This is a genomic window from Fluviicola sp. (assembly GCF_030151805.1).
Taxonomy (GTDB): Bacteria; Bacteroidota; Bacteroidia; order Flavobacteriales_D; family Crocinitomicaceae; genus Fluviicola.
Genome location: NZ_JASLCN010000090.1, coordinates 1 through 8,101, shown reverse-complemented (window position 1 = coordinate 8,101; position 8,101 = coordinate 1). Strand labels below are relative to the sequence as shown.

Genomic DNA, 8,101 nt, shown 5'->3' with positions numbered 1-8,101 from the left:
CAAAAGGAGGAAAGGTTCAAAACTGGCCTTTGGGACGAATTTTGATGTCTTATTTCGCTTCGGTTTATGTGCGAATGATTCTTTTTATCGGAATTTCCGACACAACAGCCGGATTTATGTGTTACTCCAACAAGGTTTTAAAAGCAATCGATCTGGACAATATTCATTTCAAGGGATATGCGTTTCAAATCGAAATGAAATATGCGGCAAAACGCAAAGGATTTAAAATCATCGAAGTTCCGATTACATTCATTGACAGACAATTCGGAGAGTCCAAAATGTCGTCAAGTATTTTCAAAGAAGCCTTCTTTGGAGTTTGGAAAATGAGAAATTTGAAGGTGTAATGACAACGATTTTATTAAGAGGTGCAACACTTGTAAACGAAGGAAAAGAGTTTGTAGCCGATGTGTTGATTGAAGGGAAACGCATTTCGAAAATTGCCCCTTCTATTTCCGTTGAAGGTTTGGTAGAAGAAATCAATTGTGAAGGATTGCATTTACTTCCCGGATGTATCGACGATCAGGTACATTTCAGAGAACCCGGATTAACGCATAAAGCAAACATTCAATCGGAATCCAGAGCAGCGGTTGCAGGAGGAATTACTTCTTTCATGGAAATGCCGAATACCGTTCCGAATACATTGACACAAGAGCTTTTGGAAGCGAAATACCAACGTGCATCAGAAGTTTCTCCTGCGAATTACTCTTTTTTCATGGGAGCTTCGAACGACAACTACGACGAAGTTATGCGTACCGATATCCGAAACGTGTGCGGAGTGAAGATTTTTATGGGATCTTCTACCGGAAACATGCTGGTGGATAATACCAATACCCTGGAACATTTGTTTGCCAATGTTCCGATGCTGATTGCAACACATTGTGAAGACGAGGCTACGATCCGTCAGAACCTGGAGTTGTATAAAGAAAAATACGGAGAAGATATTCCGATGTCGGCCCATCCGCTGATCAGAAATGCAGAAGCATGTTATTTGTCTTCGTCCAAAGCGGTTGAATTAGCTAAAAAGAACAATACGCGTTTGCATATTCTGCACATTTCAACAGGAATCGAAACGGAACTTTTCCGCAACGACATTCCGTTGGAACAAAAACGCATTACGGCAGAAGCTTGTGTGCATCACTTGTGGTTCTCGGATGCAGATTATGACAACAAAGGTGCGTGGATCAAATGGAATCCGGCGGTGAAAACAGCTGTAGACAGAGAGCAAATCTGGCAAGCACTTTTAGACAACCGGATTGATGTGATCGCAACGGATCACGCTCCGCATACAATTGAAGAAAAACAACAAAAATACTTACAGGCTCCGTCTGGCGGACCGTTGGTTCAGCACGCCTTATTAGCCATGCTGGATGCGTCTGCAAACGGTAAGATTCCGTTGGTGCGTGTGGCTGAAAAAATGGCGCATGCGGTAGCAATTTGTTTCCAGATCAAAGACCGTGGATTTATCCGTGAAGGTTACTTTGCAGATTTGGTATTGGTTGATCTGAACAAGAAAACAACTGTTACGAAAGATTCTCTGTTCTACCAATGCGGATGGTCGCCGTTCGAAGGAACGACTTTTTCATCTTCCGTGGAAAAGACTTTTGTAAACGGCGAAATCGTTTACGAAAACGGACAATTGACAGGAGTTCAAAGCGGAGAACGTTTAGCATTCAACCGATGAGAATTGCGGCCTTCATATTGCTTTTGTTTGCATTTCAATCGTGTGATGAAGGATTAAAAGGTTTGGATGAGCCTGACAATTTGATTCCGAAAGAACAGATGGTCGACATCATGACGGATATGCTCATTTTGGAAGGGCATATTCAAAGTACCTATTCAACGGTAAATCGTTATTACAAAGTAATGACCGCGTCCGGAAGGTATTACCTGAAATCAAAGGGAATTACTGAAAAGCAGTACGAAGAATCGTTTATTTACTACAACAGTAATCAGTTGGAATACAAAGAAATACTCGATAAAGTCATGGAACGCCTGCAGAAAGAATCCATCGAAATGCAGAAGAAACAGCCGGTTGTTGTTACTGACAGTTTGAAGTAATCTGACTCATTAATTTGTTGAATTCGGAATGATAAAGTGTTTCATTGAACCATGTTTTTTGGTTTTGAACAACACAATTCCACCAACCGTAACGCAGCACTTCTATTTTAGCCCATAATTCCTTCTCCGGACTGTTCCAGTTTTTCTCAAAAGCCTGGATAATCGGTTCCGGATATAAAGCTTCGGCAACTTCCTTGTCGTGAATTTCTTTCCAAAGGTTCAACAAGGTCTTTCCGCCTTTTTCCAATGCTGCCACATAGCGGGAACATTCTTTGCTGTATGGCGCTCCTTTCAACGCTTTCGGATCGGTAAGTGCAATAACGGCTTTTTCTCTCAAAAGACACTGTTCTTTTAAATCGGCCATTTTTGCCTTTTTGATAGTTATCCAATAGGATCCTTTCGGATATTCCATCTGTTCCAGTTCCTTCAGAAAATTGTCACACTCGAAACGGATGTTTTTCACCTTCAGATATGCGGTGTCTTTGGGTTGATATGCCAAAAACGGCTGACTCAGGTCTGAAGCCTGGATCAAGGTATAATGTGCATTTTGAACTTGCTGATAATTTGTTTTGGAGCTGTCGATAATGGCTTTGAATAAACAAGATCCTTCAAACCATTCGAAAACCTCCTGAGCTTTAGCGGTAGAAACAAGTGTAAAAAGAAGTGTAAGGGATAATGCGAATTTTTTCATCTGATTTTTCTATCCGGGTTTTTACTTATAAAACTGGTCCAGCTGTTTCCTTTGGTTTTGTTGTTTTCACCGATTCCTTTCGAGAAATGATGGCAGACAGCTGCTGCCAAACCATCCGTTGCATCCAAATATTTCGGAAGTTCATCAAATTTCAGAAGTGTTTGCAGCATGGCTGCAACCTGTTCTTTCGACGCATTACCATTTCCTGTAATTGCTTGTTTGATCCGTTTGGGTGTATATTCTTCGTAAGGAATATTTCTTCGGAGTGAAGCTGCAATGGCAACTCCCTGGGCGCGTCCCAGTTTCAGCATGGATTGCACATTCTTCCCGAAAAAAGGAGCCTCAATAGCCATTTCATCGGGTTTGTATTCTTCCATCAAGCCATCAATCCGATCAAAAATCCGTTTCAACTTATCCGGTTGGTTGTCGAGTTTACTTAATTGAATAATTCCAAAGTTGAGCATCTCAATTTTCGTGCCCTTAATATGAATTAAACCATATCCTAACACCGTTGTTCCGGGGTCAATCCCTAAAATTATTTTATCTTCGGCCATGCAAATGAAAGAGGAGCTTAAAACTACTAAAAAACGAGCTGGTTTAATGACATTCATCAAATTATTGGTGTTTGTTGCCGTGATTTGGAGTTTGTATGTTCAATTGTCCAAAGTGGATTGGGAACATGCAACCGGGTTGGAAATCAAACATTGGTGGGCCCTGGTTTTAGCCTTTTTGCTGCTTGTTCCGAATTTGTGGCTGGAATTCCTGAAATGGAAACGGATTACCAGGCCTCTGAATGTGGAACTGAAATTGGTTAAAAATGCATTCTGGGCAGGCGTTGCTTCCGGATTCATGTCTCCGAATGGTTGGGGAAATTTCCTCGGACGCTTGATTTTCTTCCGGAAACGCGAAACCATTTACATCATTTTTTCAACGGCATTGGCAAATCTCAGTCAGTTAATTCCCACCTTGTTATTCGGTCTTTTTGCTGCTTTGGTAAGCTATGGAAATTCCAATTCGCTTTGGATTGCAACGGCTTCCGGGTCATTGTTCATTCTTGCCGGGTATTTTTACGGCGATTACCTGCTTCCTAAAAAAAGAAGTTCTTATACGTTTGTGCGAAGGCTTCAGAGTATTCGCGGAAGATACCAGGATCTGAAATGGCCTTTCCTGGCTTTTTCTCTGATTCGCTTTGTGGTTTTTAGTTTGCAATACGTGCTTTTATTCGTGGCTTTTGGCTACGAAGACTTTTGGTTTTTACTGATCAATGTCTGGTTGATTTATTTGTTCACGTCATTCATACCATCCTTGTGGTCGGGAAAGGTTTTGATCCGCGAAACGGCGGCTTTGTTCGTGTTCTCAGGAAGCATGGTTTCTGCTCCGGATGTCATCGTGTCAAGTATTATTATTTACCTCATAAACATCGCTTTACCGGCATTTATGAGTAGTTTTATTTGGTTGCCAAAAAGAAAAAAGTAAAGGTATGTGGTTGTTCGGTTCCTGGGTATTGATTTATATGCTTTCGATTCTGACTTTGTTGTTCGGAGTGAATCGCTTAAGAGTCAGCCGCAGCACAAAGAAAATGATGGCGATTGATGAAATTTCGGTTGTCATTCCGTTCCGGAACGAATCGCACAACCTCGAAGCTTTTATGGAAAGCATTTACGGTCAGAAATATCAACCCGCACAATGGATTTTTGTCAATGATCACTCGTCGGATTCGTATTTGGAGCTGTTTCATAAAATGGATGAGTTCCCGATTCGTTTGCTGCATTTACCGGAAGAACAACGCGGAAAAAAGCGCGCCATTCGTTTTGGAATGGATCATGTGCGCACGGAGTATTGCCTGACGATGGATGCCGATGTGGTATTCGGGAAAGATTACATGAAGTCGATGCTGATGTTGCCGGAAGCTGAGTTGATCATTCTTCCCGTCGAAATGACAGGGAAAAAGTGGTGGCAATCTTTTTTCACGATCGAATACCTGTTTACAAATCTTCTGAATAAAGGAATCTCCGGATGGGCGAGACCGGTTAATTGCAGCGGCGCGAATTTGTTGATCCATGTTTCCAGTTTTGATCAGGTAGACGATATTGAAGATCACGATCACATTCTGAGCGGAGACGATATCTATACACTACGCGCTTTTCGCGCTTCGGGCAAACGGATAGAAATTGTAGAGAGTGAAGCGCTGAAAGTGAAAACGGAAACCCCGGAAACGCTTTCGGAAGTGATGGAACAACGGGTTCGCTGGCTTGGGAAAACAAATCATGTGGCCGATCATCTGAATAATTTCCTGGGAATCTGGGCAGTCGGATTGCATTTGTACTATTTCTTATTGCTGGTCATTACTTTTTTCGCCGGAGTTTATTGGTTGACCTTGTTATTAGCTGCATTCAAATTCGGAATGGATTTCATGCTCGTGAAAATGGATAAAAAACAGCCTACACGTTTCGATTTGATCGGTTTGGGCTTATTCGAACTGTTTTATCCTGTCTATCTCTTTGCGTTGATTGCTTACTTGATGGTTTCCCAACCGGAATGGAAAGGGAGGTAAATTCTGGTAATAACCACAAAGGTCACATAGAACACATGGGGAGTGATTGTTTAGGTGTTTTTAAAATTTATTATCACATAGATGAATGAAACAATCCGTGAAATCTGCATGAGATAGTTTTAACCGCATAGAACACATTACGAGCGATTATTTAGGTCTTTTTAATAATTACCCCTTTCTATTCTCTGTATTTTTGAGACAACGTTCATAAAGTTTGAATGTTCGAAGTCCAGATAGCAATCGGAATTAATTTTGAACCTTTTGAACTAAAAAACAACGCTTGGAAAATTCTAAAAGATTTACTCAAACAGCCCGTGGTAAGCTCGTCCTGGCCTTTGCTTTGGTTTTGTGTGTTTCTCTGCTCACCTGGATTGTCAACCGGAGTGCATTTGACCGCATCAACAATGTGGTGGAGAATCTGACAAAACCCAACAACCGGCTGAATGCTTTGAATGATCTCCAGATGGAACTTAGCCGGCTGAACGATTTTTACCGGGTAGAGGCTTTGCAGAATCGCTATAAGACTTCGGATAATTACGATACGCGCATCGGGCAGATTTCCCAAAAACTCAATCAACTGAAAGATTCTTTTGCGTCGGACCCAACACAGGTGGAACGTTTGATTCAGGTAGATTCTATTTTTAACAAGCGAAACAAGCTTTTTGAGCAATATTTAAAAATCCGCTACAATTACCTGAATAACGGGAGAGTAGACCGCCAGTTTGAAGAATTGGCAGATAAGATCGACCAGGAGAACCTCAAAGTGGATACGAATGTAGTGACGACCGAAAAGCAAACAAAAACCACGACTTATTACAATCCGACTCCCAGGGAAGTAAAACCGGAGAAGAAGCGGTTTTTCAGAAAGAAAAAAGAAGCTGAGAAGGAGTTGAAGCCTTATGTTGTTATTGAAGAAAATCTGAAAGTACATGTCGATACACTGGCCGTTGCGCAAAAGAAAGACAGTATTCTCGAAAATATCCGCATTTCACTGGACCAGGTTGAATTAGAACGAAACACCGGAAGGAGATTCCTCCAAAGGCAAGAATTGATATTGATCAAAAGCAATGAAATTTTGTTTAACCGCTTATTGGAATTGATTGATGAAGTGAAGAATGAAGAGCGGCTCGATACCGAAATCAACTCGGGAATTTCCATTCAAATTGCCCGCGAAACCATTTCATTTACAAAAATACTGACCTTGATTTTTGTTTTGGTAGCCTTCGTCCTGATTGTGTTTATCATCGGAGATATTTCGAAGTTCAACCGTTACCGGAAACAATTGGAAGCATCTCGGGCGGAAGCAGAATTTCACAGCCAGGCAAAACAGCGCTTCTTGGCGAATATGAGTCACGAGATTCGTTCGCCGCTTCAGACCATTGTAGGATATTCCGAATTGTTGTTGCAGGAGGGAAAATACGATTCTTCTAAGGTGGAAGTCATTTCGAGTGCTTCGGAACATTTGCTGCAGGTGGTGAATGAGATTCTGGATTATTCACGCATTACTTCTTCAAATTTCGCGATTGACAAAAAGGCGTTTGATTTGGAGGAAGTTCTTGCTGAAGTAGTTGATTTATCTGCTTTTCAATGTCAGCATAAGGGAATTCAATGGAAATTTCATGCCGATCAGTTGGAAACCGGTTCCTGGATCGTTTCGGATCCTTTCCGTTTGAAGCAGATTCTGATCAATGTGCTGAACAATGCGGTGAAATTCACGCAGGAAGGAGTGGTCTCTTTTGATGTGAAAATGACGGAGCACGCGAATAAACTGGATGTGGATTTTGTTGTTTCGGATACCGGAATCGGCATGACCGCTGCTGATTTGAAAGTGGTTTTTCAGCAATTTGAACAGGCAAAAAATGCTCCTGTTCAATCCGGAACCGGTTTGGGACTGAGTATTGTGAAAGAATTGGTAGAAGCATTGAAGGGAAAGCTACAGGTGAAAAGTCGGTTGGGTGAAGGAACGGAATTTGCCATCCGCTTTTGCTTTGAGAAAGTGAAAAGCGAACAGGAAGCGCTTGAAAAAACAGTAGAAGCTGCTTTTCAGGTTGACGGAGTGATTTGGGTAGTGGATGACGATCCGGTGATTTTGAAATTGTGTGAGCATTTGCTGGCAAAAAAGGAACTGGAATTCCGCAGTTTTAATCATCCGGAAGATTTATTGGAAGCTCCCTGGGACGAACGTGTGAAATTGATTTTTGCCGATGTGAGGATGCCGGGAATCAGCGGAATTGATTTATGTAACCAACTCCGGAAACGCGGACACAAAGAGGTGAAAATTGTTGCGCTTACCGCCCAGGTATTACTGGAAGAAAAAGAACTCTTCCTGAAAAGCGGTTTTGATGGAATTGTGTTGAAGCCGTTCAAAAGCCATGAGTTTTACGAACCGATTTGGGAGATTTCAGAGAAAAATGCACCTTTTGATTTTACCTCACTCAGAGCACTCATTCCGGACGAGAACGATTTCCGGGAAATCAAGGACCAATTTATTACTGATTCAAAAGCAGATTTGAAGACCATTGATGAAGCTTTGAAAACGGGAAATCAGGCGGAATTGCTCTTGGTTGTTCATCGTTTGGCAGGAAGATTCGGTCAAATGGGGGCGAAGGAGCTGGCTAACAAGTTGAGAAGACTGGAAATGAAATTGAAGACAGAATCTGAAACGTTTGAAGCGAAAGAGATAGAAGCTGTTTTGCCGGAATTGGAAAAGGCGATTGATAGTATTTTGTATTAATTACGAATTACGAATTACGAATTACGAATTACGAATTACGAATTACGAATTACGAATTACGAAT

General features: G+C 41.6%; 7 protein-coding genes and 1 pseudogene. 6 read left to right on the top strand and 2 right to left on the bottom strand.

From position 1 onward, the window contains the following. From Q1V93_RS03515 to Q1V93_RS03505, 3 genes and pseudogenes are all read left to right on the top strand, one after another. Positions 1 to 344 (top strand): annotated as a pseudogene (locus Q1V93_RS03515) (polyprenol monophosphomannose synthase); the annotation flags it as partial. Continuing rightward, positions 344 to 1,681: a dihydroorotase gene (locus tag Q1V93_RS03510; protein WP_300661505.1), complete on the top strand. Its 1,338-nt coding sequence runs from the start codon at positions 344 to 346 to the stop codon at positions 1,679 to 1,681. The pseudogene Q1V93_RS03515 and the gene Q1V93_RS03510, both read left to right, overlap by 1 nt. Further along, entirely contained in the window at positions 1,678 to 2,058 is a 381-nt protein-coding gene (locus tag Q1V93_RS03505; protein WP_300661503.1) for a DUF4296 domain-containing protein, read from the top strand. Before Q1V93_RS03510 ends, Q1V93_RS03505 begins: the two co-directional genes overlap by 4 nt. Here the strand turns inward: Q1V93_RS03505 and Q1V93_RS03500 are convergent. Beyond that, positions 2,039 to 2,749: a hypothetical protein gene (locus Q1V93_RS03500; RefSeq protein WP_300661501.1), complete on the bottom strand. Its 711-nt coding sequence runs from the start codon at positions 2,747 to 2,749 to the stop codon at positions 2,039 to 2,041. The genes Q1V93_RS03505 and Q1V93_RS03500 overlap by 20 nt on opposite strands. Next, positions 2,746 to 3,303 (bottom strand): crossover junction endodeoxyribonuclease RuvC, encoded by a 558-nt coding sequence (gene ruvC, locus Q1V93_RS03495; protein ID WP_300661499.1) that lies wholly within the window; start codon positions 3,301 to 3,303, stop codon positions 2,746 to 2,748. The genes Q1V93_RS03500 and ruvC overlap by 4 nt, the downstream gene beginning before the upstream one ends. A gap of 46 nt (positions 3,304 to 3,349) precedes the next feature. Here ruvC and Q1V93_RS03490 point away from each other — a divergent pair, with 46 nt between their 5' ends. From Q1V93_RS03490 to Q1V93_RS03480, 3 genes are all read left to right on the top strand, one after another. Beyond that, the gene (locus Q1V93_RS03490; RefSeq protein ID WP_300661497.1) at positions 3,350 to 4,225 is read left to right on the top strand and encodes a hypothetical protein; all 876 of its coding nucleotides are present in this window, start codon (positions 3,350 to 3,352) and stop codon (positions 4,223 to 4,225) included. 4 nt (positions 4,226 to 4,229) lie between these two features. Beyond that, complete coding sequence (locus Q1V93_RS03485; protein WP_300661494.1) at positions 4,230 to 5,303, top strand: glycosyltransferase; 1,074 nt, start codon at positions 4,230 to 4,232, stop codon at positions 5,301 to 5,303. Positions 5,304 to 5,583: 280 nt separating this feature from the next. Continuing rightward, positions 5,584 to 8,037 (top strand): hybrid sensor histidine kinase/response regulator, encoded by a 2,454-nt coding sequence (locus tag Q1V93_RS03480; protein ID WP_300661492.1) that lies wholly within the window; start codon positions 5,584 to 5,586, stop codon positions 8,035 to 8,037. Positions 8,038 to 8,101: the final 64 nt, after the last annotated feature.